Here is a 22,053-nt window from a genome sequence, read left to right as displayed (position 1 = left end):
GTTGTGTGCCGACCGGATTAAACGCCCGGGTGGCGGTACGGTCGCCGTCACGACTCCGCCTCCGTCACACCGAGGTGGCTCGATACCGGTCCGAGCCGACGCGACTCCCGACCTCGCTGGGTTGCATTTAAGAACCGCCGTGTCGTCTGTGCGAGCATGAGTACGGACGGGGCACCACAGGAGATCACGTCACTGGTGGGCCGCGAGGTCTACTCGAACAACGGCGTGTTCGTCGGTAAGGTGGAAGACGTGCGGCTGGACCTCCACGAGGAGGCGGTGACTGGGATCGCACTCGGGGAACTCAACGACGAGCTGTTCGGGGCACGGGTGGGTCCGCGCGAGGGTGTGATGGTGCCGTACCGGTGGGTCCGCGCGGTCGGCGACGTGATCCTGATCAACGACGTCGTCGAGCGGTTGCGGAGTGAGGACGAGGACGAAGAACAGGTTCCGCCCTCGGCCTGACGGAACGGCCCGTGTGGCCGGACTGGGGCCGTCCACGTCGGTGCGAACCCGTCCGACGGCGGTGCCGTCGCGACGGGTCGCGACTCGGTGTTCTGGTGTCGAGTGGCCACGGTCGCGAGACCGTGGTGCAGTGGTGCGACGGGACACGTGTGCCGGGTGTCCCGCTCGGTGTGTCCGTGGGTGTGCCGTGTCGGTCTGACAGTGTGTGGTCTCCCTGTGCCGTGTTGCCGTCCTGTGCCGTGTGAGCGTGCGGTGCCGTGTTGCCGTCCTGTGCCGTGTGAGCGTGCGGTGCCGTGTTGCCGTCCTGTGCCGTGTGAGCGTGCGGTGCCGTGTTACCGTCCGATTCCGTGTGAGCGTGCGGTGCCGTGTCGTCGCCCGGTACCTCTCTCGGGTCGGTCGTCGTCGGGTCGCCGGTGGACCCCCCGTCCGACGAGCGCACGACGCTGCCCGTCTCGACCCAGTTACACGGTAACAGTTCACACACTTGAGTGTTGTGTGGTAGTTATCGGAGCAGATAACGAGTGTCAGAACGCCACGTGCTCTCGTCTTCGGGCGCTTCAGGTGTTCAGGAGCCGTTCGACTCGCCGTCGACACCCATCGCGTCGAACAGCTTCCGGCGGACGGCCTCCTCCGAGAGTTGGAGTAAGGTGTCGCGGTTGTCCTCGCTGATCTCGATGCCGGTGAACAGTCCCAGTGGAATCTCGGCGCTCCCCTGTTTGGCGTGGCCCGCCGACTCCCCCACGTCCGCGAAGGCGTCGCCGAGCACGTCCCCGATGTTGAGTCGGATGTCGTTCGACCGTGCCGCCAGGAGGATACGGTCGTCCGCGATGCCGAACACCGCCGTCGTCGAGATCCCCTCGAGTTTCAGGAGCTGTTGGGCCGCCTGTGCGAGCGCCTCGCGGTCGGTGACGAACCCCGCGTTCGAGATGAGGTGACTCCCCTGCACCTCGCGGTTCTGGATCGCCTCCGCGAGCACGTCCAACGTCTCCGGGGACATCGACGGCGACTCCACCTCCTCGAGTTTGTCGTGGTCCGCGAACGGGTGGAGGTACGCGGCCGCCGTCAGGTCCGCGGGCGTCGTCTCCCGCTTGAAGTCCACCGTCTCCGCACGGATCCCGTACAACAGCGCCGTCGCCACCGTCTCCGTCGGCGCGACGTCCAACTCCTGGAGGTACTTCGTCAGGACGGTCGAAGTCGCGGAGACGTTCTTGCGTACGTCCGCGAACCGGGCGGCGATCTCCTCGTCGGCCGCCTCGTGGTCGACGTAGATGTCGACCTCCTCGACGTCGATTCCACCGGAGTCGGCGTAGTGGATCACCGCGACCGCGCCGTACGACGACAGCGGCTCGACGGACTCTCGCGACTGGAGGTCGATCCCCAGCGTGTTGACGAACGCGCTGTTCTCCTGGTGACCCATCTCCCCGTCGTAGACGATGTCCGCCTCCACGCCGTACTCCGCCGCGATCGCCTGCAGCGCCACGGCGGCGGCGATGGAGTCCGGGTCCGGGTTGTCGTGTGAGAGGATCGCCAGCTTCCCCTCCGTCTCGCGGAGGATCTCGACGAGTTGGGTGGTCTTGTACGCCAACTCCCCGGCCTCCAGCGACCGCAACGCGGAGTTCGCGATCACCTCGGAGGGGTTGATCACCACGTCGGCGCCCAACTCCACGAGTTCGTCCTCGCTCACCGGGTCCGACGCGCGCACGACGACGTACTGTTCGCCCCCGGCCTCGCGAATCGCCCGCACGGCCGCCTTGTTGGCGTCGACGTTCCCCGAGAGGATGAGAATGACCTCTCGGTCCGCGATCGCCTCCACCAGCCCCTCCTCGGCGATGTCCTGCACGCGGGCGTTCAGGTCCTGGTCGCGCAGTGCCTCGACGCGGTCGGCGTCTCGATCCAGGATCACGACGTCTTCCCCCTGCTCGGTCAGTCCGTCCGCCACCGCGTGCCCCACGCTCCCACACCCTAGGATGGCGTACGACGACATCGACGACATCGTGACACCGGCGCTCATCGTTCAGTCGTGTTGGTGGTGGCGCACACTTCAACTCTCTCGTTCGGTCGTCCGGTCGTCACTCCCTCGTCTGCCCCTTCGTGCAGTTGTGGGCGGTCGGAGTCCGCGTCGTGTCGGCCCCGCGCGAACCGCCGGCCCGTCCCGAGTTGCGGTCGTCGCTGTTCCGTCGTCGAAACGACAGGCATTTTACCCGGACGGCGCAAGATGGTGACACGTTGGGCCGATAGCTCAGTCAGGGAGAGCGACGGACTCTTAATCCGTCGGTCAGGGGTTCAATTCCCCTTCGGCCCGCTGAATTTTGAAACAAGGAGTTACTCTGCCGTCTCGTACGTCAACCGCAACACGGACAGCGACTCGTAGGGGTACGACTCCTCGGCGACGGTCTCGGCGTCGAACCCCCGGGCGACGGCGTACTCGACAACGTCGGCGAACCCGGTGAGCGAGGAGACGAGCAACAACACCTGCCCGTCCGGCGCGAGCACGCGTCCGGCGGCGTCGAGGAACGGCTCGATGACGGCGCGGCCGTCCGTGCCGCCGGACAGCGCCGCCTCCTGCCAGTCGTCCCACTCCGCCTCGGGGTCCGTCGGGAGGTACGGCGGGTTGAACAGGAGCGTGTCGACGGCGTCCGTCGCCAGCGCCGAGACGAGATCGACACGTGCACTCTCGACGCCGCGCTCGCGCGCCTCGCGACAGGCGTGTGGGTTCACGTCCGTCCCGACGACGCAGTCGACGCCCGGCGACTCTGCGACCCGCTGTGCGACCCAGCCGGAGCCAGTGCCGACCTCGACGACGACACCCGTCGCGTGCTCGCGCCCCGCACTCGCGAGCAGTCCGGAGTCCTCGGCGGGCTGGTACACCGGCTGGTCGAGCCCACGCCGCGCCGCGAGCTCCTCGCGGGTGTCGTCCGACACTGCCTCCGACCGGTCGTCTCCGTCGGCTGGGTCGTCAGACTCGAGAGACTCGGTGTCGCCGGTCACGTCGCCGCTCGGGTCACCGGACCCACGGTCGGCGTCGTCACTCGGCACGGGACTCACCCTCCACGTCGCCGTCCGTAGTCGTCCCGTCACCCGCCGAGGCGTCGCTGGAGACGGCACCCTCACCCTCGCCGTCGGACTGTCGGACCTGGAACCGACGGTCCGTGTCGCCAAGTTCCGTCTCGCGGTTGCCCCGCGAGGAGACCGTGCGTTGCGGGAACGGGATCGTGATCCCCGCCTCCTGGAACCCGTTCGCGACGGCGTCCATCACCTCGGTGCGTGCCTCCCACACCCGTCTCGCGGTCGGGTTCTGCACCCAGAAGCGACACCGGAGCACGACCGCAGAGTCGTCGAACGACGCGCCGACGACGTACGGGGCCGGCTCGTCGGCGACGCGGTCGCACTCCGTCATCGCCGTGGTCGCCGTCTCGCGTGCCGCCGACACGTCCGTGGCGTAGTCGACACCCACGTCGACGTTGACCCGCAACCGGTCGCGGCGCGAGCGGTTGACGACGGGCTGTTCCGTCACCACGTCGTTGGGGATCATCACGTCCTCGTCGTCGAACGTGCGCAGACGGGTGTTGACGATGGTCACGTCCGTCACTTCCCCCTCGTGGTCGCCGATCTCCACCCAGTCGCCGCGCTCGAACGGCCGCGAGAACAGGACGACGAACCCGGCCAACACCGCCCCGAGCGTCTGTCTGGCCGCCAGCCCGAAGACGATCCCGGCGAAGCCCGCACCGACGAGCAGGCCGGCGAGGTCGACCCCCCACGCCCCGAGGACGACCATCAGGGCGAACGCGTAGATCCCGACCTGCGCGAGGTGGTGGGAGATCTCCACCTGGTGTTCCGTGAGCGTGCCGCGCTGGTGGCCGAGTTGCCGAATCGCGCGCTTCGTGACGCGTGTCGCGGAGTACGCCAACGAGACGACGGCGACGGTCAACACCACCCGGACGAGGTCCGTCCCGGTGACGCTGAGTTCGCCCAACAACAGCGCCGCCTCGTCGGTGCTGCGCCACACCAACGTGACGGCGAACACGACGAGTCCCGTCGCGGCCGTCACCACCGCGCCACGGATCCACTCCGCGAACACGTCGTCGATCACCCGCGAGAGCCCCCGTTCGATCAGCCGCGACCCGATCCAGGTCACGGCGAGGACGCCGAGCAGCAGCAACGAGACGAGCACCTGCGACTCCGTGTCCGGGGCGACTCGCTGGGCCGCGTCGAGGAGCCACTCCGGAACCTGCCACGTCTCACCGCCGCCACTCCCGCTACCGCCGCCACTCCCGCCACCGCCGCCATCGCTGCCACCGCCACCCGTCTGTGTCACGGTCACTGTCCCGGCCCGATCTCGCTCTCCGTGGCCGCCAGTCGCGCCAGTTCGGCGAAGGTCGCGGGCGGCAGGTTCCCCGGTCGTCGCGAGAGCAGCTCCTCGTCGGCGGCCGCGACGACGGCGTCGGGCTCGGTCACCCCGGAGATGTGGGCGGTGTTGCGCACTGCGTTGCGGACCGTCTTGCGCCGCTGGGTGAACAGCGCCTTCACGAACCGGAGGAAGAAGGCGTCGTCCGGCACCTCGTAGCTCGGCTCGCGCGGCGTACAGCGCACGACGGCGCTGTCCACGCGCGGCTGTGGGTCGAACGCCGTCCGCGGGACCCGCTCGACGATCTCGGCGTCCGTGTAGTGAGCGGTGCTCACCGACAGCCGACCGTAGTCGTCGGTCCCGGGCTCGGCGACCATCCGCTCTGCGAACTCTGCCTGGAACATCAACACCAGCGGCCGCCCCAGCGGGAGGAGGTGGAAGGCGATCTCCGAGGAGACGCCGTACGGCAGGTTCGAGACGCTGGCGTCGAACGCCGGCGCGTCGGCGAACGGCCCGTCGTCGCTCGCCGGGTCGAGCACGTCGAGTGCGTCACCCGCGACGACGGTCAGGCGGTCGGCGGCGACGGCGTCTGCGAACTCCTCGTCGAGGAACGCCGCCAACTCGGGGTCCTTCTCGACGACGGTGACGTGGTCGGCGACGGCCAGGAGGCGCTCCGTGAGTGCCCCCGTCCCCGGACCCACTTCGAGGAGGTGGAGATCGTCGGCGTGCTGTTCACGGGCCTCTGCGGTCACGTCGTCGGCTACTGGTGTCGCGGCGTCTGCTACGGTCGCGGCGTCGTCTGGCACCCCGAGTGCCGCCGGGAGGAAGCCGGGCAGGCGGTCGAGCACCCGGTCGTCGACCAGGAAGTGCTGGTCGCGGCCGGGGTCGCCGCGGACGCCGGCCCGTCGGCGGAGAGCGTCGGGGTCGCGGAACTCGGTCACGCCCGTCGTTCGCGTGCAGCGGGTGTAAATCCGTCCGTTCGCGGCGGTCGACTCGGCGGCGTCCGCTTGGGAGGGCCATCCCGTCGGCGCCCGAGCCGCCGGTGCCCGGTCGACACGGCCAGGTCCCGACCACTTACCACGGAGCCACACACTGGGTGCGACTGTGACGGACGCCTACATCGTCGGGGCGGGCCAGTCCGCGTTCGGCTCGTACCCCGAGGAGACGTACCGATCGCTGTTCCGGACCGCCTACGAGCGGGCCGTCCCGGACGACGTCGACGGCGACCGCGTCAACGAGGCCTACGTCGGCACGCTGGGGGTCGGCGGCCGCCAGATCGGCCTCTCCGGACCGGCCGTGACCGAACACCTCGGGCTCCACGGGACCCCGTGTACCCGCGTCGAGAACGCCTGTGCCGCCTCCGGGTACGCGCTCCGGCAGGCCGTCCTCGCGGTGGAGGCCGGCGTCGCGGACCTCGTCCTCGCGGGCGGCGTCGAGGTGATGACGGACACCTCCGCGGAGGCGACGAAGTACTGGCTCGGCGTCTCCGGCGAGACGGAGTGGGAACGGATGGCCGGGACGACCTTCACCGGCGTGTACGCCCAGATGGCCGACGCCTACCTCCGCGAACACGACGCCGACCGCCGGGCGCTCTCGGCGGTCGCGGCGAAGAACCACGCCAACGGCGCACGCAACCCGAAGGCACACCTCCGGTTCGAGTGTTCCGTCGCCGACGCGGAGGCGGCGGGCGTCGTCGCGGACCCACTCACGCTGTACCACTGCTGTCCGACGAGCGACGGCGCGGCGGCGCTGCTCGTCGCGAGCGAGGAGGTCGCGGCGTCGTTCGACGACCGAGTCCGCGTCGCCGGCTTCGGCGCGAGTTCCGACCACGTCGGACTGTACGACCGCGAGACGTACACGGCGATCCCGGCGAGCGAACGCGCCGCCGCGACCGCCTACGGGCGCGCCGGGGTGGACGAGCCACGAGCCGACCTCGACTTCGCGGAGGTCCACGACTGCTTCGCCGTCGCGGAGCTGTTGGCCTACGAGGACATCGGCCTCGCGGCTCCCGGCGAGGGGGCACGCCTCGTGACGGAGGGTGTCACCGCGGCGGACGGTGCCTTCCCCGTGAACACCTCCGGCGGACTGAAGTCGAAGGGCCACCCGATCGGCGCGACCGGCGCCGGACAGGCGGTCGAGGCCTTCGAACAGTTGACGGGCGGGGCCGGCGACCGGCAACTCGACGACCCGGAGCGTGGGCTGACACACAACGTCGGCGGCTCGGGCGGGGCGGCGGTGGTCCACGTCCTCGAACGCGCGGGGGTGACCGGCGCGTGAACGGGGAGTCGCCACGGATCGTCGGCGGCGGGGCGTACGCGCCACGGAACCGGCTGTCGAGCGAGGCGGTCGCCGAGGCGTGGGGGCGGTCGCAGGCGCGCGGTGTCGAGCGCGTCGCGGTGCCGGACGCGGACGAGGACAGTCTGACGATGGCCGCCGCGGCCGCACGACGGGCGCTGGCGGCCGCCGACCGAGACGCCGGATCGGTCGAACTGCTCGTCTTCGCGACGACCACCCCGCCCGTCGAGGAGCCGGAGCTCACCCCGCGACTCGGGGAGTTCCTCGGGGTGCCGGAGACGGCTGCGCGCCGGACACACGCGGGCGGCACGCGCGCCGGGACCGCGGCGCTCGCGGACGCGCTCGCGGCGCTCGGCGGGGAAGTCGAGACGACGGGAGTCGGCGCCAGGGCAGCGACCGACGGCAGTGCGCCAGCGGGAGTGGACGGCCCGGCGTTGGTGGTCGCGGCGGACGCGCCGCTCGGGGAGCCGAACGACGAGACGGGTCACGCCGCCGGCGCCGCGGCGGGAGCGCTCGTCCTCGACACCGGCAGACCCGAAGGCGACGACGCGAGCGCGGCGAGCGGCGCGCGGGTTCTCGCTCGCGGAGAGTACGCAACCGATTACGCCGGGACGCGAGGCCGCGAGCGCGGTGCCGTCGAGACGGGAGGCCTCGACGTGACTACCTACGACAGGGCGGCGTTCCGCGAGCCCGCGACGGGTGCCGTCGACGCACTCGTCGCCGGCGCCCCGCAGACGGCACCGGACCCGAGCGAGGTCGACGCGCTCGCGATCACCGCCCCCGACGGGGACCGCCCCGCGCGGGTCGCCGGGGCGCTCGACTGCTCACCCGACCGGATCACGACACCCGTCCGGAGGCTGGGCGACACCGGCGCGGCCGGGCCGCTCGTCGGCTTGGTCCGGTCGTTCGCCGACGGCCCGAACCCAACGGGCGACGCGGACGACACTCACGCCGCGACGGGCGCCGCGGAGCACCACACCCTCTGTGTCGGCGTCGGGAGCGGCGGCGCCGCGGACGCAGCGTTGATCGCGGGGACGGCACCCGTCTCGACCCGACTCGACGGCACCAGGACGGTGTCGTACACGGACGCGCTCCGGCTCCGCGACCGGATCACGGGCGACGCGCCCGCGGGTGGCGGTGCGGCGGTCTCGGTGCCGACCTGGCGTCGCTCGCGGGCGGCCCGCTACCGACTCGTCGCGGGGGCCTGCCCGAACTGCGGTGCGCTGTCGTTCCCCGCGGAGGGAGCGTGTGGCGACTGCCACGACCTCGTCTCGTACGACCGCGTCCGGCTCCCGCGGACCGGCGAGTTGGTCACCGTGACCGGGATCGCACCCGGTGGCGCACCACCCGAGTTCGTCCCGCAGGCCGAACGCGGCGGCGACTTCCCGGTCGGAATCGTCCGCTTCGAACGGGACGGCGAGACCGTCGACGTGCCGATGCAGGTGTGTGACGCGGACGCCGTGGGTCGAGCCGGCGACGCGAGCGGGGAGAGGGAGTCGGACGTGGGAGACACGGCCCCAGAGAGTAGCCGTGTGACTGCCGGCGACACCGTCGGACACGTCGTCAGACGCGTGTACGAGCAGGAGGGTGTGGTGCGATACGGCGCGAAGGCGCGGCCCGTGGACGACTGAGACTCACTCCTCGTCACTACCTCGACTCCCGACTCACTCCTCGTCACTACCTCGACTCCCGACTCACTCCTCGGTGGCGTCGTCCACTACTCGCACGGTCGCCCCGCCGTCGCTCGCGCTCACGACTGCCACGTCGCCGTCGACGCCGGCTGCGTCGAGTGCGCGCTCGCCGGCGGCTCGTGCGGCGTCGGCGCGCTCCGTGTCCGTGACGGCGTACACTGCCGGTCCCCACGAGGACTGCCCGACGCCAGAGACCGCCGGCGCGTCCGCGAGCGAGGCGACGACGGCACCCACCGGCGGCCGGTAGACGCCACCTTGTTCGTCGGCGAACCACGTCCCGTTGAGGCGGCCCAGTTCCCGGACGGCCCCGCCGAACCGGTCGACCGCCCCGGTCGCGACCGCGGGGAGGAGCCGTCTCGTCACGACACCGGCGATGCGGTCCGCGACCGCCGGGTCGGCCGACTCGACGACTGCACGCATCGAGGCGTCCTCGCCGTCGCCGGACCGGCCGGGCGGCGCGTCCGGGAAGACGAGCAGGAACCGCCAGTCGTCCGGGACACTGTGGTGCGCCGTCACCGGCGGCACCGTCCACGCTCCGTCGGCCGGTCTGTCGGCGGTGAACCGCTCCGTCGGGTGGCCGCCGTCCAACACGAATCCGCCGCGCTCGAACGCCGCCACGCCGACGCCCGAGCGACCGCCCCGACCCAACTCCGGTGCCCACTCGCGGACGCGCGGGTCGATTCCGTGGAGACGAGCGACCCCCGCCGCGACGGCGAGTGCGGTCTGTGTCCCGCTCCCGAGTCCGACGTGGCGCGGGAGGGTCGCGTGGAGGGTGACGCGTGCACCGGGACAGTCGAGGAGGTCACAGACCCGCTCGGCGTACTCCGCGACCGTGTCGCGAGTCTCCTCTGCGACCGTCGACTCGTCCGCAGTGGCACCGGTCGCGTCGTCGTTCACGGACGGCGCCGCCGCAGACTCGTCGGACGACTCCGAGGCGACCTCTACCAGGACCTCGCTCGCGGGTGCGACGGTGAGCCGGAGCCGCGGAGCGGCGAGCGCGACACCGGCGGCGCCGTACAGCCGCTCGTGGGTCAGACTCAGGTTCCCGAACCCGAAGTGGAGTCGTCCCCCGGCGGTCACCTCGACCGCCTCGTGTGTCGCCGCCCGCGCGTCTCGATCCATCTGTCGTGGGAGTTTGGACGACCCCGGTGGTGTGGGTTTCGGCAGTGGCGAGAACGGACGGTGTCGGGGGTGGTCGAGGTCGTCGGACAGACGGCCGCGGTGTGACGGCCGTGGCCCCCGGAGGGTGACCTTTTTGCGCGCAGAGCCCGGAGCCAGTCGGTGTGTACGACGCGCTGCTCCTGGACAACGACGGCGTCATCGTCGGCCGGACCCGGTACGACGTGTTGCGCGAGGCGACCTGGTCCGCCTTCGAGTCGGTGTCCGTCGACGACCCCGACCCGGACGATGTCGAGGAGATCGTCGTCGGGGTCGACCCGGAGACACTGACGCGCGTCGCGGACCGCTACGACGTGTCCCCGGAGGACCTGTGGGCCGCCCGCGACCTCCACGCCCACCAGCGCCAACGCCGCGAGATCGAGGCCGGCCGGAAGGACGTCTACCCCGACGTGAGCGTCCTCCGAGAGGTGGACGCGCCGCTGGGGATCGTCTCCTCGAACCAACAGCAGACGGTCGACTACGCGCTGGACCACTTCGGCCTCGCGGACCTCTTCGAGACCGCCTACGGCCGGAAGCCGACCCCGGAGAGTCTCCGCAAGAAGAAACCCGCGCCCCACTACCTCCACCGCGCGCTGGCGGACTTGGACGCCGAGACCGCGCTGTTCGTCGGCGACAACGAGTCCGACCTGGAGGCCGCCGACAACGCCGGCATCGACTCGGCGTTCATCCGCCGCCCGCACCGCCGCGACTTCGACCTCTCCGTCACTCCGACCTACGACGTGTCCGACCTCCACGATCTGGTGGCGATCTGCCGTGGGTGACCGCGACGCGAGCGAGGCCGACGCCACTCGTCGCCCGACTCGTCGCTCGTCGCCTACTCGTGTCGCTCGTCGCCTACTCGTGTCGCTCGTCGGCCACCCGCGCTGCTCTCGCCCACCCGCGTTGCTCGTCACCCACTCCGTCTCTCGCCGCGAGAGCCGTCGGTAGCTACTTGACGGGCGAGCGCCGCGAGTCGGACGATGTCACTCCTCTCGGCACTGTTCGACGGCGACGAGCAGTCGACGCGCGAGCGACTGGAGACGCTGGAAGACGAGGCGAACGACCGACTGGACACCCGTGTCGACACGGACGCGGCACCCGTGACAGTCGAGGAGTTCGGCGTGACGGCCTCGGCGGTCGTCAACGAGGGACCGGACGACGAGCCGGTCGTCGTCCCCGTGGTCCGGTTCGCCATGCCCGAGTCGCGCGAGCAGTTGGATCGGGACGCAGCCTGGACGGTCGTTCCGGAGACGCTGCGCGTGCTCCACGAGACGTACGACGACGCCGTGTTCGTCCGCCACTACGACGTCCAGTTCGCGTACGACGGCGACGAACTGTTCGAGGCGCGCGAGGTCGACCGGATCGCGGTCGCGCCGGACACCGTACAGCGGCTCGTCGCAGAGTCCGGTTTCGACGGGGACGATCTCCGGGGGTACGTCGAACGCGAGGACGACATCGACGACGAGATCGCGCCCGTCGCGTGGGGTGACGCCGCGGACTACGGCGCGGACAACAGCGCAGTCGTCGTCTCGACGGCCGCGGTCGGCGCGTCCGCGGCGGCCTGTGGCGGTGCCGCGGGTGCGGGTGCAGGCGCCTGCGGCGCCGCCGGCGGGACCTGACCCGGGTGAGCCGACGGCGGGCGGCCGACGGGTTCCGGTAGCCGACGACGCGCCTCAGATCAGAGGATCCGTTTCCCGAACGCACTCGCGGCCAACTCCGTCGCGAGTTCGGCGGTCTCGTTGAACTCGTCGAGCGTGGGGTTCACCTCGACCAGTTCCATCGAGCGGAGCACGTCCGCCTCGGCGAGCAGTTCCATCGCGAGGTGTGCCTCGCGGTAGGTGACACCGCCGCGCACCGGCGTCCCGACGCCGGGCGCCTCGTTCGGGTCGAGCCAGTCGAGGTCGAGACTCGCGTGGACGCCGTCGACCCCGTGCGAGGCGGTCTCGATCGCCGACTCGACGACCGGACGGACACCCATCTCGTCGATGTCCGACATCGTGTACACCGTCACGTCGCTGTCGGCGATCCGCTCGCGTTCGCGCTCGTCGACGGCCCGGAGGCCGACGATCACGACGTTCTCCTCGCGGAGCCCGGGGGCGTTCGCCCACTCGACACCCGCGAACTCGCCGACGCCGAGCGCCGCCGCCAGGGGCATCCCGTGGACGTTCCCCGACGGGGAGGTCGAGGGGGTGTTGAAGTCGCCGTGTGCGTCGAACCACACCGCGCCGACGTCGGCGTCGCGAGCGCTCCCGCGCAGCGAGCCGATGGCGATGGAGTGGTCACCCCCGAGCGCCAGCGGCGTCGCTCCCTCGTCGATACTCTCCGCGACGCGGTCGGCCAACTCGTCGGCAACCGCCTCCGTCTCGCGGAGGAACTTCGCCTCCCCCTCGCTGGGCGTCCGGTAGTCCGGGTCGCGCTCCTCCGCGCGCGGCACCGTCAGGTCGCCGGTGTCGACGGGGTCGACGCCAGCGGCGCGCAACTCGTCTGCCAGCCCCGCGTACCTGATCGCCGACGGCCCCATGTCGACGCCACGTCTGTCCTGCCCGTAGTCACTCGGCGCTCCGATGATCCGTGCCTCCATACGAGGACGAGTCCCCCGCACCCGCTTGAATCCTGTAGAACTCGGATCGGTGTCCTCCGTGGACCTCGGATCGATACTGCGGGCCGCGTGTCCCCCTCAGAGGTACTCGAACGCGGAGTCGTCGGTGTCGAAGCCGACGCGCTCGTGAGCCCAGTCGAACGGGCGCTCGTCGCGCCGTTCGGCGAGGTAGTCGACGATCTCCGCACCGACGTCCGACCCGTAGAGGGTCGGGCCGGTCTGGATCTCCTCGCGGACGGCGTCCGTCTCCAACACGTGTTCGACCGTCTCCGTGACGTACTCGCCGTCGACCGGCGGGACCAGCAGGTTCGTCTGTGCGTCGAACACCGTCTCCGGGCGGTCCGTGTTGAACCGCGCCGTGAGACAGATCGCCTCGTCGATGTAGTTGAGCTCCTCTTGCATACTCCCGGAGTCGGTGTACTCCGCGAGACACTGCCCGGACCGGAGGAACTCGTAGACGTGGGCGTGCTTCTTCCAGAGTCCGGTGAACAGGAAGTTCTCACGTTCGTCGGCCAGCCGCGTCAGCTTCTCCCTGAGGCCGTAGTTCTCCAGGGCCTCCCGTGTCGCCGTCAACTCGACGAAGTTGACGTTGTAGCCGTCCTCGACGAGGCCGATCACACCCTCGACGATCGCCCGGAACCGGTCTGGGAGGAGGTTCGCGCGCCGGTGGACGTCGACACGTATCCAGTCGTCGCGCTCCTCCAAGACGGGGTACACGTCGAATACGCTCTCCGCCAAGTCGGCGTCGGCCTTCATCTCGATGGCGTCGACGACGGAGTTGCCGACGACCGGGATGCGCTCGCTCCCGCCGACTTCTCGTGGGTACCCCTCGCGTTCGAGGTGCTCGCGGTTCAACGCCACCGGTGCGAACAGGTACTGACTCGCCGCCGACCCGACGAACGTGTCGTACTGTTCGGGGAACGGCTCCGCGCGATTGATCTCCCAGTCACCCTCCCACTGTGCCTCGACGAACGCGGCCAGGTCCTCGTGGGCCGTGAAGTCGGGTGACATCCCGCGCAGTCCGGCCTCGTTGTGGGCGACGCCGCTGTTGGTGGCGAACTGCCACGCCTGCGGGACGATGCCGGCGGCGTGGGTGTCGCCGTGGACCAGCGGGAGGACGGTCGTGTCGGGCCACTCGTCGAGCCGGTCGGTGAGCGCGTCGATCCGGCGGTGGACCTGTGCGGTCTTCTCCGAGAGGCCACCGCGGATCCCGAGGTCGACGGCGACGCGGTCCTCGATCCCGTACTCGGCGAGGCCGTGGCCGAGTACGTCGTCGTAGTGTTGACCGGTGTGGAGGACGAAACACGGAAGTCCTCGGTCGCGAGCCGCGGCGACGACGGGGGCCTGTTTGTAGAAGTCCGGCTTCGTCGCGGTGACGACGGCCAACACGAAGTCGCCGGCCTCCATCTGGCGAGCCAGCCGGTCGTCGTAGACGGTGAGGTCGCTCATCCGCACACCTCCGGACACGGGCGTCGATCCATACGCGTGTCGCCACCCCGCCGGGGCAAGTGGGTGTCGGTTCCGCGCCGCGAGACTGACTGGCAGCGGACCGGGGCGGTCTCGGCGGCCGGGGAACACCGTACACCCGCGGCGCGCCACAGATACTTGCCCGTCGGCGCCGTACCGGAGTTCGGTGACAGACAGACGCGACACGGCCGAGACGACGGGGGACGGAGAGCCGGTCGTCGACCTCGCGGGCGTGACGAAGACGTACGAACTCGGCGGGACGGTGACGGCGCTGGACGACGTGTCCCTGTCGCTCGCCGAGGGGTCGTACACGGCCGTGATGGGCCCCAGCGGCTCGGGGAAGTCCACGCTGTTGAACCTGATCGGTGGCCTCGACACGCCGGACGCCGGGACGGTGGCGGTCGGGGGCCGCGACCTGGGCGCCGCCGGCGAGGACGAGCGTGCCGGCGTCCGCGGGACGGAGATCGGCTTCGTCTTCCAGACGTTCAACCTCATGCCGCGCCTGACCGCCGTCGAGAACGTCGCCTTACCGCTCGTGTTCGACGACTGGGACCGCGACGAGCGACTGGCGCGGGCTCGCGAGGTGCTCGACCAGGTGGGGCTCTCCGACCGGTACGACCACGAACCCGCCCAACTCAGCGGCGGGCAACGCCAGCGGGTCGCCATCGCGCGGGCGCTCGCCCCGGACCCCTCGATCGTCCTCGCGGACGAGCCCACCGGGAACGTCGACACGGAGACCGGCGCGGAGATCATGGCGCTGTTGGACGACATCGTCGACCGCGGCAACTCGATCCTGCTCGTGAGCCACTCTCGGCGGATCGCCGCCCACGCCGAGCGGATCGTCCACCTCCGCGACGGACTGGTGGAGGACGTGGAAGAGGTGGTCGAAGACCCCCGCTCGCGGACGGAGCGGGACGCCGAGGCCGCCGGAGGTGACCACTGATGGAGTCGCGAGAGACACTCCGGATCGCGGGGCGGTCGATCCGCGCCCACCGGTTGCGATCGACGCTGACCGTGATCGGGATCGTCATCGGGATCGCGTCCGTGGTCGTCTTCGCCAGTTTCGGAGCGAGCGTGGAGGCGTCCGTGATCGACCAGATCGGCCAGACGAACGCCAACAACGTCTACCTCCTCCCGGCACAGACCGGGGAGGGAGGCGGTCCCGGCGGTGGACTCGGCGCGGCCAGACCCGTGTTCACCGAGCGCGACGTGCGCGAACTCGCCGCCTTGGACGGCGTCGCGGCGGTGATCCCGCGCGGGATCGTCCCGGTGTCGTCCGTCGCCCACGAGAACGACACGGTCGCCCAGCGCCAGTTGACGGCGACGACACCGGCGACGTTCCGGGAGTCGTCGATCGTCGCGGGGCGTGGGTTCGAGAGCGGCGCCAGCGAGGTGGTCGTCAACGAGCGCGCCGCGGCCGCGTTCCCGGGGAACCTCTCGGTCGGCGACGAGGTGACGATCCGGTTGGGTGACGGCGAACGCGAGACGGCGACGGTCGTCGGGATCGTCTCCGGCACGCGTGGCGGGTTCCTGACGAGCTTCGGCGACGCGCAGCCGCGGTTCTACGTCCCCGCCGACCCGTACTACGACACGACGGTGACGAGCCCGTCGCTCGGCGTCGATCAGCGGGCGTACCCGCAGGTGACGGTCGTCGCCGAGCCGCAGGCGGTCGCCGCCGTGCGCGACCGCGTGGAGGTGTACCTCTCGCGGGAGTCCGACGCGGCCCAGTTGCTCCCGCGCGGGTTCGAGTTGTCCGTCCAGACGAGCGGCGACGTGGTCGCGGAGATCCAGGACGTGATCGACCGGATCACGCGGTTCGTCACCGGGATCGCGGTGATCGCGCTCGTCGTCGGCGCCATCGGGATCGCCAACATCACGCTGGTGTCCGTGACGGAACGCACCAAGGAGATCGGGATCATGAAGGCCGTCGGCGCGACGAACCGCGACACGATGCAGTTGTTCCTCACGGAGGCGGTCCTGCTGGGCGCGCTCGGCGCGGTCGTCGGCGTCCCACTGGGGCTGGTCGTCGGGTTCGGTGCCGCCGAGTACGCCGACGTGGCGTTCACGCTCCCGTGGGACTGGATCGCGTTCTCCGTCCTGATGGGCGTCTCGACCGGCGTCGTCGCCGGGCTCTACCCCGCGTGGCGTGCCTCCCGTGTCGATCCGATCGAGGCGTTGCGGTACGAGTGAACAGTCCGCGTCACGGTGTGGAGGGGTGAACAGTCCGCGTCACGGTGAGAGCGAACACGGAGGGACTTTTCACCCCGTGTCCCTCACGCACGTCCGTGCACAGACGGCGGCTGTTACGTGGCCTCGCGGGAGCCACCGCGGTGGGAGTGAGCGGGTGTCTCCAGACGGACCCGCTCGTCGTCCACTACGAGGACGGGCTGGAGGCGTTCAGACGTGGCCGCGACACGGAAGACGAGGCGGAGGGACTGACGAGGCCGTACGACAACCCGCTGGCGGCCGAGCGGTTCGACGAGGCCGCGCTGGCGTACGGCGAGGCGGCCACCTCGTTCGAGCGCGCCGAAGAGTTGGCCGAGACGGCGAAGCTGTCCGAGTACACCGAGGAGGCGAAACTCCGCGCGCTCGGGGAACGCGAGGAGATGCTCGCGGCCGCCCGCGGCGACGGCTCGGGGGCACAGAACGCGGAGTCCGCCGCCCAACAGCACTCCGTCGCGACGCTCGCGACGGTGAAACAGGCGACACAGACGGACGGCTTCCTGTTTTGAGACTCGGGCGGCCGACGTGGTGGCTCGGATCCAGTCGGCCAGCTCGTCGTCCCGAACTCACTCGGCCGGGTCGGGATCGGTGTCGACCGAGACGCGCTCGCCGCTCTCGGCGGCGTCGTAGATCGCGTCGATCGTCGCCACGTCGACGACGCCGTGTGCGCCGGTCGGGTCGACTGGCTCACCGCGTAGGAGGTGGTGGGCGACGTACGCGAACTCCTCGCGCATCTGGTCGACCGGGTCGTAGGTGACACTGTGCCGCTCCCCGTCGCGCGTCAGCGTGATCCGCTGTGTCTCGGCGTCGAAGAAGCCGGGGGCGAGCCGGAGCGAGCCCTGCGTGCCGACGATCTCCAACCCGGCGGAGAACTCGGCGTTCTGCGAGGCGAAACACTGCGCGACGGTGCCGTCGTCGAACGTCACCTCGAAACTCGCCCGTTCGTCCGGGATCTCGGCGAACAACTCCCCGTCGGAACTCGCCGTCGCGCGCACCGACACCGGCTCGACGTCCAAGAGGAACCGCGTCGTGTTCAGCGGGTAGATCCCCAGGTCGGTGACGGAGCCGCCGCGCCCCGCGAGGTCGGGGTCGAGCCGCCAGTTCCCGTCGGGGAAGATGTCGCCGATCCGTTGTGACATGTGGCCGTGGACGTGAACCGGGTCGCCGAGGAGCCCGTCCCGGACGGCCGTCCGCAGCGACCGCACCGCCGGGTCCGTCTGCATCCGGTAGGCGACGATCAGCGGCACGTCCGCCCGCTCGCAGGCGTCGACCATCGCGGCGGCACGCTCCGGCGTCGCCTCCATCGGCTTCTCGCACAACACGGCCTTCCCGTGGTCGGCGGCGGCGCGAGCGTGGTCGAGGTGTGTCGCGTTCGGCGTACAGACGTAGACGGCGTCGTACTCGTCGACCGCCACCCCCTCGTGGAACTCCTCGTACGACAGCGCCGTCTCGACGCGGTCCCAGTCGTCGACCACCGACTCGCGTTTCGACGCCGTGCCGCTCACGGCGACGGTCGCCGCACAGGCGTCCAGATCCGTCAAGACGGGGAGCACGTACTCGCGCGTCCACCACCCCAACCCGACGAGTGCGAACCGCACCTCGCCGTCGGTCGAGTCGTCCCAGTCGCGCCTGGAGAGTGCCGCAGTCACGGTCGTCAGATCGTACTCGGTCACGAGTGAACGGTAGGCCCCGGGGGACTTGAATCCGCCAACATCGGCCAGCGGGGCCGGAAGGTGGGCGTCGTCGGTGTTCCGGTCGCCTGCGGACGGGTCGACGGGGCGCCGCGAGTCAGGCCAGTTTCCCCAACGCCTGGAAGAAGTCGGCGGTCGGGCCGGCGATGCGGACCGGCGGTGTCGTCGTCTCGACGCTGACGGTGGTGGGCACCTCCACCTGGTGGGTGTCGCGGCCGTCCGAGACGACGACGCCGGTCGCCGCGCCGTCACCCTCGTCGGAGGGGCCCTCCCCGCTCCCGTCGCTCTCGGTGCCCGCGCCACGCGCCGGAGGTGCCTCGATTCGCACGTCGACCGTCGCGTCCGGACCGACGACGAGCGGTGGCATCCCGTCGGCGGCCGCCATCTCGTTGACGACGAGCGCGTCGACGGACGGGTGGACGAGCGGCCCGCGCTCCGAGAGGTTGTAGGCTGTCGAGCCGGTCGGCGTGGCGATCAACACGCCGTCGGCGTGGCCCGTGGTGTACTCCGCCCCGTCGACGGACACCGTCAGGTCCGCGCCGCCGCCGTGCCCGCGCCGCTGCCCCTGAACGACGATCTCGTTGACCGCCGGGCGACTCGTCCACCCGTCACACGTCGCCGCGATGCGTGGCACCTCGCGGACGCCGTCGGCCGTCGCCGCGTCGGCGTCCGCCTCGAACGAGCGCACCTCCTCCGACACCGCGTCGACGGCGTCGGCCGGCGCGACCGCGTTGAGGAAGCCCACCTCGCCGAGGTTGACACCGAGGATCGGCGTCCCGCCGGCACCGTGGGCGGCGTAGAGGAACGTCCCGTCGCCGCCGATGGAGACGACCAGATCCGTCGCGTCGAACTCGTCGACCGGTGTCCCGTCGACGGCCAACGCCGCCGCCGTCGCCTCGTCGACGGCGACGCGCACGGACTTCGAGCGCAACTGGCGACGGAGTTGGCCCGCCAGCGAGGCGGCCCGCTCGTTGCCCCGCTGTGCGACGATTCCGACGTACATGCCCCCGCGTTGGCTCGGGCTCCGTGAAAAGACCGCGGTTGGCGTCGTCGTTCGCGGAACCACAACGAATACCTCGCCCGCCCCCACCACGCCGACACGATGGTCCGTGTCCTCCACGTACTCGCGTACGTCGCGCTCGCTGCGGTCTCGCTGGTCGCGTGGCTGTACAACGACCGCCGGACCGACGACGGACGCTGGAGCGTCGACCGTCGTGGTCTCCTCGCAGTCCTCCTCGGTAACGCGGTGTTTATATTCGGTAGCCAGTTCCTCCTCCGACGGTGGGGGTCGCTCGCGGAGTTCGCGGTCGCCGTGGTGCTCACGTTCGCCGCCGTCGGGTGGCACTACTACGGCCGTCGGACCGACTCTGCGAGCGGCGTCTGACCCGCCGTCGTCGCGCACGTGAGCCGCCGCGTCGACGCCACGAGCCGAGTCGTTTCGTCGCTCCGAAACGTTCTTGCCGTCGCCTGTCGCAGCCTCGGTATGCCGACACCCGAGACGGGGTACGACCCATCACTGGGTCGCAAGTTCGTGTTCGTCACCGGCGGGGTGATGTCGGGCCTGGGGAAGGGGATCACGGCGGCCTCCACCGGCCGACTCCTCGCGGACGCGGGGTTCGACGTGACCGCGGTCAAGATCGACCCGTACCTCAACGTCGACGCGGGGACGATGAACCCGTACCAACACGGCGAGGTGTACGTGTTGAAGGACGGCGGCGAGGTGGACCTGGACCTGGGCAACTACGAGCGGTTCCTCGGGACGGACATGACCTCCGACCACAACGTCACCACCGGGAAGGTGTACCAGGAGGTCATCGAGAAGGAACGCTCGGGTGACTACCTCGGCGACACGGTCCAGATCATCCCGCACATCACCGACGACATCAAACGCCGTATCCGGGAGGCGGCCGCGGGCTCGGACGTGTGTCTCGTCGAGGTCGGCGGCACCGTCGGCGACATCGAGGGGATGCAGTACCTCGAGGCGCTGCGCCAGTTCGCCCACGAGGAGGACGACGACGACATCCTGTTCGCGCACGTCACGCTCGTCCCGTACTCGAAGAACGGCGAACAGAAGACGAAGCCGACCCAACACTCCGTGAAGGAACTCCGGTCGATCGGACTCCAGCCGGACGTGGTCGTCGGCCGGTCAGAGGACGAACTCGCCGAGTCGACCCGGGAGAAGATCGCACTGTTCTGTGACGTGCCGACGGAGGCCGTCTTCTCGAACCCGGACGTCGAGGACATCTACCACGTCCCGCTGATGGTCAAGTCCGAGGGGCTCGACGAGTACGTGATGGAGCAGTTGGGACTCGCCGACGAGGCGCTCCCGGAGGCGGAGCGCGACGACCGGTGGCGGGAGTTGGTCACCCGCGAGCGGTCCGGCGAGGTGGAGATCGCCCTCGTGGGGAAGTACGACCTCGAAGACGCGTACATGTCCGTCCACGAGTCGCTGAAGCACGCCGGCCAGAAGTGCGGCGTCGAGGTCGACGTGTCGTGGGTCGACTCCGACGAGATGCTCGACCGCCACACCGAGCGACTGCGCGACGCCGACGGCGTCGTCGTCCCCGGCGGCTTCGGCTCGCGTGGCACCGAGGGGAAGATCGAGGCGGTGCGGTACGCCCGCGAGAACGGGGTGCCGTACCTCGGACTCTGTCTCGGGTTCCAGATGGCCGTCGTCGAGTACGCTCGCAACGTGCTCGGACTCGACGGTGCTCACTCCGCGGAGATCGACGCGGACACCCCGCACCCGGTGATCGACCTGCTACCCGAACAGGAGGACCGCGACGACATGGGTGGGACGATGCGACTGGGTGCCCACGCGACGGAGATCGAGGCGGACACGCTCGCTCACGAGGTGTACGGTGACACGCAGTGCACCGAGCGCCACCGTCACCGTTACGAGGTGAACCCGGCGTACATCGACGACCTGGAGTCGGGTGACCTCCGCTTCTCCGGACACGCGGGGCGACGGATGGAGATCCTCGAACACGACGACCACCCGTACTTCCTCGGGACGCAGTTCCACCCCGAGTTCCGGTCGCGACCGGACCGCGCCTCCCCGCCGTTCGTCGGGTTGCTGGAGGCGGTGATCGAGGAGACCGGCGTACAGAACTACGACCACGACGAGACGGAGGTGACCGCCTGATGGTAGACACGGACGAGTTCATCGACGAGGCGACGACCGAGATCCGAGAGGCACTGGGCGAGGAGAACGCGATCATCGCGCTGTCGGGGGGTGTCGACTCCTCGGTGGCGGCGGCGCTGGCGTACCGTGCCGTGGGCGATCAGCTCACGCCGGTGTACGTCGACACCGGGTTGATGCGGAAGGGTGAGACGGACCAGATCCGCGAGACGTTCGCGTACATGGACTCGCTGCGGGTCGTCGACGCCCGCGAGCGGTTCCTCGACGCGCTCGGCGGCGTGACCGACCCCGAGGAGAAGCGGCACGTCATCGGCGAGCAGTTCATCCGGGAGTTCGAGCGGGAGGCGCGCGACACGGACGCCGCCCACCTCGTGCAGGGGACGATCTACCCCGATCGGATCGAGAGCGAGGGGAACATCAAGTCCCACCACAACGTCGGCGGGTTGCCGGAGGCGATCGACTTCGACGGGATCGTCGAACCGGTGCGGGACCTGTACAAAGACGAGGTTCGCGAGGTGGCTCGCGCGTTGGACCTCGACGAGGTGGTCTCCGAGCGGATGCCGTTCCCCGGCCCGGGACTGGCGGTCCGCGTACTCGGCGAGGTGACCGCGGAGAAACTCGACGTCGCTCGCCACGCCTGTCACGTCGTCGAGGAGGAGGTCGCGGCCCACGACCCGTGGCAGGCGTTCGCCGCCGTCATCGGGAAGGGGACCGGCGTGAAGGGTGACAATCGCGTCCACGGGTGGATCGTCTCCGTGCGCTCGGTAGAGTCGCGCGACGGGATGACCGCTCGCGCACAGGATCTCCCGTGGGAGACGCTCCAGCGTATCCAGTCGCGGATCACCGGCGAGAACGAGAACGTCGCCCGCGTGGTGTACGACGTGACGCACAAGCCGCCGGCGACGATCGAGTACGAGTAACCCTCGCGGCGACCCCGAGCGACTTATGGGTCGCGCAGGGGAGGTACGGGTATGACACAG

At 70.4% G+C, this 22,053-nt stretch carries 20 protein-coding genes and 1 tRNA gene; 12 read left to right on the top strand and 9 right to left on the bottom strand.

Translation table 11 applies throughout. The annotated features are described in order from the left end of the window. Positions 1-156: 156 nt before the first annotated feature. Positions 157-462, top strand: a complete 306-nt coding sequence (locus RYH80_RS03035; protein ID WP_370902391.1) for a PRC-barrel domain-containing protein — start codon at positions 157-159, stop codon at positions 460-462. 565 nt (positions 463-1,027) lie between these two features. Here RYH80_RS03035 and RYH80_RS03030 read toward each other — a convergent pair. Continuing rightward, complete coding sequence (locus tag RYH80_RS03030) at positions 1,028-2,473, bottom strand: DHH family phosphoesterase (RefSeq protein ID WP_370902390.1); 1,446 nt, start codon at positions 2,471-2,473, stop codon at positions 1,028-1,030. A 217-nt stretch (positions 2,474-2,690) separates the two neighbouring features. Here RYH80_RS03030 and RYH80_RS03025 point away from each other — a divergent pair. Further along, a tRNA-Lys gene (locus RYH80_RS03025) sits at positions 2,691-2,764 on the top strand. Between the two features lie 20 nt (positions 2,765-2,784). On the opposite strand, the gene RYH80_RS03020 is transcribed toward RYH80_RS03025, so the two are convergent. From RYH80_RS03020 to rsmA, 3 genes are all read right to left on the bottom strand, one after another. After that, positions 2,785-3,384 carry a HemK2/MTQ2 family protein methyltransferase gene (locus RYH80_RS03020; protein WP_370904635.1) on the bottom strand — a complete coding sequence of 200 codons (600 nt, stop codon included), beginning with the start codon at positions 3,382-3,384 and terminating at the stop codon, positions 2,785-2,787. A 103-nt stretch (positions 3,385-3,487) separates the two neighbouring features. Beyond that, a complete protein-coding gene (locus RYH80_RS03015; protein ID WP_370902389.1) occupies positions 3,488-4,783 on the bottom strand; it encodes a mechanosensitive ion channel family protein in 1,296 nt (431 codons plus the stop codon). Beyond that, the gene (gene rsmA, locus RYH80_RS03010) at positions 4,780-5,748 is read right to left on the bottom strand and encodes a 16S rRNA (adenine(1518)-N(6)/adenine(1519)-N(6))-dimethyltransferase RsmA (protein WP_370902388.1); all 969 of its coding nucleotides are present in this window, start codon (positions 5,746-5,748) and stop codon (positions 4,780-4,782) included. The genes RYH80_RS03015 and rsmA overlap by 4 nt, the downstream gene beginning before the upstream one ends. A 163-nt stretch (positions 5,749-5,911) precedes the next feature. On the opposite strand from rsmA, the gene RYH80_RS03005 reads away from it, so the two are divergent. Both RYH80_RS03005 and RYH80_RS03000 read left to right on the top strand, forming a co-directional pair. Continuing rightward, entirely contained in the window at positions 5,912-7,084 is a 1,173-nt protein-coding gene (locus tag RYH80_RS03005) for a thiolase C-terminal domain-containing protein (RefSeq protein WP_370902387.1), read from the top strand. Continuing rightward, positions 7,081-8,733: a zinc ribbon domain-containing protein gene (locus tag RYH80_RS03000; RefSeq protein WP_370902386.1), complete on the top strand. Its 1,653-nt coding sequence runs from the start codon at positions 7,081-7,083 to the stop codon at positions 8,731-8,733. Before RYH80_RS03005 ends, RYH80_RS03000 begins: the two co-directional genes overlap by 4 nt. 63 nt (positions 8,734-8,796) lie before the next feature. Here RYH80_RS03000 and RYH80_RS02995 read toward each other — a convergent pair whose 3' ends face one another. Further along, the gene (locus RYH80_RS02995) at positions 8,797-9,915 is read right to left on the bottom strand and encodes a beta-ribofuranosylaminobenzene 5'-phosphate synthase family protein (protein WP_370902385.1); all 1,119 of its coding nucleotides are present in this window, start codon (positions 9,913-9,915) and stop codon (positions 8,797-8,799) included. Positions 9,916-10,076: 161 nt separating this feature from the next. Here RYH80_RS02995 and RYH80_RS02990 point away from each other — a divergent pair, with 161 nt between their 5' ends. Then, complete coding sequence (locus RYH80_RS02990; RefSeq protein ID WP_370902384.1) at positions 10,077-10,733, top strand: HAD family hydrolase; 657 nt, start codon at positions 10,077-10,079, stop codon at positions 10,731-10,733. A 198-nt stretch (positions 10,734-10,931) separates the two neighbouring features. Then, positions 10,932-11,570, top strand: coding sequence for a hypothetical protein (locus RYH80_RS02985; RefSeq protein WP_370902383.1), 639 nt, complete (start codon positions 10,932-10,934; stop codon positions 11,568-11,570). 59 nt (positions 11,571-11,629) lie between these two features. Here RYH80_RS02985 and rocF read toward each other — a convergent pair whose 3' ends face one another. Together rocF and RYH80_RS02975 are read right to left on the bottom strand one after the other, a co-directional pair. Then, on the bottom strand, positions 11,630-12,532 hold the full coding sequence (gene rocF / locus RYH80_RS02980; RefSeq protein WP_370902382.1) for an arginase: 903 nt from the start codon (positions 12,530-12,532) through the stop codon (positions 11,630-11,632). Positions 12,533-12,628: 96 nt separating this feature from the next. Then, on the bottom strand, positions 12,629-13,999 hold the full coding sequence (locus RYH80_RS02975; RefSeq protein WP_370902381.1) for a UDP-N-acetyl glucosamine 2-epimerase: 1,371 nt from the start codon (positions 13,997-13,999) through the stop codon (positions 12,629-12,631). Positions 14,000-14,183: 184 nt separating this feature from the next. On the opposite strand from RYH80_RS02975, the gene RYH80_RS02970 reads away from it, so the two are divergent. The 3 genes from RYH80_RS02970 to RYH80_RS02960 all read left to right on the top strand — a co-directional run bounded on the left by RYH80_RS02970 (position 14,184) and on the right by RYH80_RS02960 (position 16,749). Further along, on the top strand, positions 14,184-14,960 hold the full coding sequence (locus tag RYH80_RS02970; RefSeq protein ID WP_370902380.1) for an ABC transporter ATP-binding protein: 777 nt from the start codon (positions 14,184-14,186) through the stop codon (positions 14,958-14,960). Beyond that, on the top strand, positions 14,960-16,207 hold the full coding sequence (locus tag RYH80_RS02965) for an ABC transporter permease (protein WP_370902379.1): 1,248 nt from the start codon (positions 14,960-14,962) through the stop codon (positions 16,205-16,207). The genes RYH80_RS02970 and RYH80_RS02965 overlap by 1 nt, the downstream gene beginning before the upstream one ends. A 95-nt stretch (positions 16,208-16,302) precedes the next feature. After that, entirely contained in the window at positions 16,303-16,749 is a 447-nt protein-coding gene (locus RYH80_RS02960) for a hypothetical protein (RefSeq protein WP_370902378.1), read from the top strand. A 57-nt stretch (positions 16,750-16,806) separates the two neighbouring features. On the opposite strand, the gene gfo6 is transcribed toward RYH80_RS02960, so the two are convergent. Both gfo6 and RYH80_RS02950 read right to left on the bottom strand, forming a co-directional pair. Next, positions 16,807-17,913 carry a D-xylose 1-dehydrogenase Gfo6 gene (gene gfo6, locus RYH80_RS02955; protein ID WP_370902377.1) on the bottom strand — a complete coding sequence of 369 codons (1,107 nt, stop codon included), beginning with the start codon at positions 17,911-17,913 and terminating at the stop codon, positions 16,807-16,809. Between the two features lie 115 nt (positions 17,914-18,028). Further along, positions 18,029-18,934, bottom strand: coding sequence for an NAD(+)/NADH kinase (locus RYH80_RS02950; protein WP_370902376.1), 906 nt, complete (start codon positions 18,932-18,934; stop codon positions 18,029-18,031). A gap of 99 nt (positions 18,935-19,033) precedes the next feature. Between RYH80_RS02950 and RYH80_RS02945 the strand changes: the two genes are divergently transcribed. The 3 genes from RYH80_RS02945 (at position 19,034) to guaA (ending at position 21,993) form a co-directional block, all read left to right on the top strand. After that, entirely contained in the window at positions 19,034-19,315 is a 282-nt protein-coding gene (locus RYH80_RS02945) for a hypothetical protein (protein WP_370902375.1), read from the top strand. A gap of 99 nt (positions 19,316-19,414) precedes the next feature. Next, complete coding sequence (gene pyrG / locus RYH80_RS02940) at positions 19,415-21,076, top strand: CTP synthase (protein WP_370902374.1); 1,662 nt, start codon at positions 19,415-19,417, stop codon at positions 21,074-21,076. Next, on the top strand, positions 21,076-21,993 hold the full coding sequence (gene guaA / locus RYH80_RS02935; RefSeq protein ID WP_370902373.1) for a glutamine-hydrolyzing GMP synthase: 918 nt from the start codon (positions 21,076-21,078) through the stop codon (positions 21,991-21,993). The genes pyrG and guaA overlap by 1 nt, the downstream gene beginning before the upstream one ends. The last annotated feature ends 60 nt before the right edge of the window (positions 21,994-22,053 follow it).

It is taken from the genome of Halobaculum sp. MBLA0147, assembly GCF_041361345.1.
Lineage (GTDB): Archaea > Halobacteriota > Halobacteria > Halobacteriales > Haloferacaceae > JAHENP01.
The sequence above is the reverse complement of the archived record's forward strand: the minus strand, read 5'-3'. Positions and strand labels throughout refer to the sequence as shown.

What these genes read in the sequence shown, in the direction of transcription:
- rocF (WP_370902382.1), bottom strand. Translation starts at nt 12,532, where the DNA reads ATGGAGGCACGGATCATCGGAGCGCCGAGTGACTACGGGCAGGACAGA.
- RYH80_RS02945 (WP_370902375.1), top strand. Translation starts at nt 19,034, where the DNA reads ATGGTCCGTGTCCTCCACGTACTCGCGTACGTCGCGCTCGCTGCGGTC.
- RYH80_RS02985 (WP_370902383.1), top strand. Translation starts at nt 10,932, where the DNA reads ATGTCACTCCTCTCGGCACTGTTCGACGGCGACGAGCAGTCGACGCGC.
- RYH80_RS03035 (WP_370902391.1), top strand. Translation starts at nt 157, where the DNA reads ATGAGTACGGACGGGGCACCACAGGAGATCACGTCACTGGTGGGCCGC.
- RYH80_RS02950 (WP_370902376.1), bottom strand. Translation starts at nt 18,934, where the DNA reads ATGTACGTCGGAATCGTCGCACAGCGGGGCAACGAGCGGGCCGCCTCG.
- RYH80_RS02975 (WP_370902381.1), bottom strand. Translation starts at nt 13,999, where the DNA reads ATGAGCGACCTCACCGTCTACGACGACCGGCTGGCTCGCCAGATGGAG.
- RYH80_RS02995 (WP_370902385.1), bottom strand. Translation starts at nt 9,915, where the DNA reads ATGGATCGAGACGCGCGGGCGGCGACACACGAGGCGGTCGAGGTGACC.
- RYH80_RS02965 (WP_370902379.1), top strand. Translation starts at nt 14,960, where the DNA reads ATGGAGTCGCGAGAGACACTCCGGATCGCGGGGCGGTCGATCCGCGCC.
- guaA (WP_370902373.1), top strand. Translation starts at nt 21,076, where the DNA reads ATGGTAGACACGGACGAGTTCATCGACGAGGCGACGACCGAGATCCGA.
- pyrG (WP_370902374.1), top strand. Translation starts at nt 19,415, where the DNA reads ATGCCGACACCCGAGACGGGGTACGACCCATCACTGGGTCGCAAGTTC.
- RYH80_RS03030 (WP_370902390.1), bottom strand. Translation starts at nt 2,473, where the DNA reads ATGAGCGCCGGTGTCACGATGTCGTCGATGTCGTCGTACGCCATCCTA.